Origin of the sequence: Bartonella sp. AP57NXGY, from assembly GCF_042195805.1 — a bacterium.
In the GTDB taxonomy this organism is placed as follows: domain Bacteria; phylum Pseudomonadota; class Alphaproteobacteria; order Rhizobiales; family Rhizobiaceae; genus Bartonella.
Map to the genome: position 1 here is coordinate 1 of NZ_JBHIOZ010000155.1, position 2884 is coordinate 2884.

The 2884-nt window shown below is 37.2% G+C and carries 4 protein-coding genes; all 4 read right to left on the reverse strand.

Going from position 1 to position 2884, the window contains the following annotated elements; all coding sequences use genetic code 11:
- Positions 1-303 precede the first annotated feature (303 nt).
- The gene (locus tag ACFIL8_RS08855; RefSeq protein ID WP_375681340.1) at positions 304-1194 is read right to left on the reverse strand and encodes an outer membrane protein; all 891 of its coding nucleotides are present in this window, start codon (positions 1192-1194) and stop codon (positions 304-306) included.
- 181 nt (positions 1195-1375) lie between these two features.
- The gene (locus ACFIL8_RS08860) at positions 1376-1954 is read right to left on the reverse strand and encodes an outer membrane protein (protein ID WP_375689487.1); all 579 of its coding nucleotides are present in this window, start codon (positions 1952-1954) and stop codon (positions 1376-1378) included.
- 71 nt (positions 1955-2025) lie between these two features.
- Entirely contained in the window at positions 2026-2166 is a 141-nt protein-coding gene (locus tag ACFIL8_RS08865) for a hypothetical protein (protein ID WP_375638374.1), read from the reverse strand.
- A gap of 388 nt (positions 2167-2554) precedes the next feature.
- Positions 2555-2884, reverse strand: a 330-nt coding sequence (locus tag ACFIL8_RS08870; RefSeq protein WP_375689489.1) for an outer membrane protein, incomplete at its 5' end; no start/stop codon positions are given.

The following is a 2884-nucleotide window of genomic DNA, read 5'->3' on the forward strand; positions in this document are numbered from 1 at the left end:
AAACATTCCTCTCAGCTTGCAAGAGAAGTTTATCCTTTGTTTGAACATCAGAGCCTAAAATATTCAAATCTTTTCCAAAGACATAAGTGAGATTGATGTACTTTGAAAAATATTTATTTAAAAAAAATGTGTGAATACACAACAACAAGTATATTCCGTTTAGGGCGTTCTGTTTTGCATGAGGAGTATGATCCCATTAAAAATGAAGAGATTAAGAGGAATAAAATAGAGAGATAATAAAATAAAGGCCCCGTTAAACGAGGCCTTAGTATTTTTTGTGCTGATAATTTCATTTTTACGAAATTAGAATTTGTAAGCGACACCTACACGGAAGTCATTGGTTTTGTAGTTGAATTCACGTGTATCGTTGGCGAATTTCTTTTTACCAAAATCGGAGTAACGGTATTCAGCACGTAAAAGAACGTTGTCTGTCATTGCAAAGTCAACTCCACCACCAATAGTGAAACCAAGCATTGTCTTCGTGTCATCAGCCCAAGTGCCACCAGTCAAATCTATGGCTTGCTTAGCCCCTGCCTCTGGCACTTTTCCATCCCCGTCAGCTTTCTGCTCAACTTTAGCTCTCTCTCCTTTTCCTGCAACGGATTGAATGCCCTGCACCTGCGCATAGGCAATACCACCAGCAACATAAGGCATAATACGGTCAACAGCAGCAAAACCGATACGGACACGTGTCGCACCAGACCATTTTTCTTTGTAACTGTGCGTTTCTGTTACCTTGTCACCGTTTTCAAACCGTTGCTGACCTTTTAATTCAACCTTAACTTTTTCAAGGGCATCATTAAAATTTGCTGCATCTTTTTCAGTAAGAGTCAATTCACGGGCTTTTTTTGATTCTTCACGGTCTGCCCAAACTGCATCGGTTTCAACACCGAGAACGAGACCATTTCCGAGGTCTACGTTAGATCCGGCATAAATGCCACCCATGAAACCAGAAGGACTAGGTGTGTTATCTTTTTTGAAAAGTTCTTTGTCTGCTCCTGGAATAGTTACTTTAGTTTTACTCGAAAAGTTGCCAACTTGACCACCAAGATAAAAACCTGTCCAAGAAAACGAAGGGGCTGCTGCGATAACTGCTGGGGCTGTTTCACGAGAGATGATAATATCAGCAGCTTGTGCTGCAGAAACTGAAATTAAAGCGGCAATAGAAGTTGCTATTAAAGATTTTGTATTCATAATTTTGCTCCTAAATTAACTATAAAACGACCTTACAAGATTATAAATAGAAAAGCTGTAGTAAAAATGTCACAATCACACAAATAAACCCCAGAAAACAGCGGTTTTGTAAAAGTCAAGATCTCTTGAAAATTTAACTTTTTATTAATACTTTTTATTCATAATTGCACTTTTGATGAAATTAGAACTTGTAAGCGATACTTACACGAAAGTCATTGGTTGTGTAGCCTAGTTTAAGGTAATCCTTTTTATATTCCTTCTTACCAAAGTCTGAGTACCGGTACTCCGCACGAAGCAGAACATGATCTGTCATCGCGAAATCTATACCACCACCAAGGGTGAAACCCTCCATCGTTTTTATTTTATCAAATACTGTAGTAGAAACTTCTTTACTTGGCTTACCCATTTGCCAATTTTTTTGTTCCTGAAACTTTACCAACACCCTGTATTTGCGCATAAGCAATACCATCAGCCACATAAGGCATAATACTGTCAGCGATGGAAAAACCAACACGAACCCGTGTTGCACCAGACCATTTTCTTTGAAACCAATGCAATACACTGCTGTGTCACCCTTTTGAAACTTTTCATCTTCATCTAATGTGACACCAGCATCTTTAAATTTATCATTAAAATCATCAATCACAAGAATCTTTGAGACCGTCTTCGTCTCTCCTCGGTCTGCCCAGACTGCATCGGTTTCAACACCTAGAATGAGGACATTTTCAAGATCTATGTTGGAACCTAAAATAAATACCACCTATGAAACCGGAAGACTTAGGTAGTGCATCTTTATCTAAAGTTTTTTCTTTTGTCTCTAAATCAAATACATCAACTTTGACTTGAAAAGTTGCCAACTTGACTACCAAGATAAAAATCTATACAAGAAAATGAAGGGGCTGTGATAACTGCTGGAGCTTTTTCACGAAGAATGATAAAATCAGAAGATTTTGCCACAGAAGCTGCTGCCATAGCGATAACAAAAGTTGTTACTAAAGATTTTATATTCGTAAACTTTGCTCCTCATTTATTTACGAGCACAGTATTATACGACTAAAAAAAACGCTGTAGTAAAATGATACAATCATAGGAAACGAAAGTTGACGCAAGATAAAGTCATTTCATAACTTCACGTTTCATAAGAATTTTCATAAGAAATTGTAAGTTACAAGTATGTGTAAATTATTGATTTTATGGCATAATTGTTATCTGTCATTTATAAAAATCTTTTTAAGAAAATCTAAATAATATCTTTTACTCCCCTAATAAATATAGGGTATGTGATAATATAACAACAGAAAAGAATAGAGGCCCTGTCTTTGACAGAGCCTCTTGGAAGTTTATTTCGTTGTTTACGAAATTAGAATTTGTAAGCAACACCAACACGGAAATCATTGGTTTTGTATGCTAATTTATCCCCGTCCTTTACAAATGCTTTTTTACCATAGTCTGAGTAACGATATTCTGCACGCAATAAAACATTGTCTGTCATTGCAAAATCAATACCACCACCTACAGTGAAACCAACCATCGTTTTCGTTTCATCAAACACTTTAGCAGAAGCAATTTCGGCACCATCAGCTGTCGCTGCCTTAAGAGAATCAACCACTTGCAGCTGCGTATAAGCAATACCACCAGCAACATAAGGCATAATGCGATCAACGGCTGCAAAACCAACACGAACGCGTGT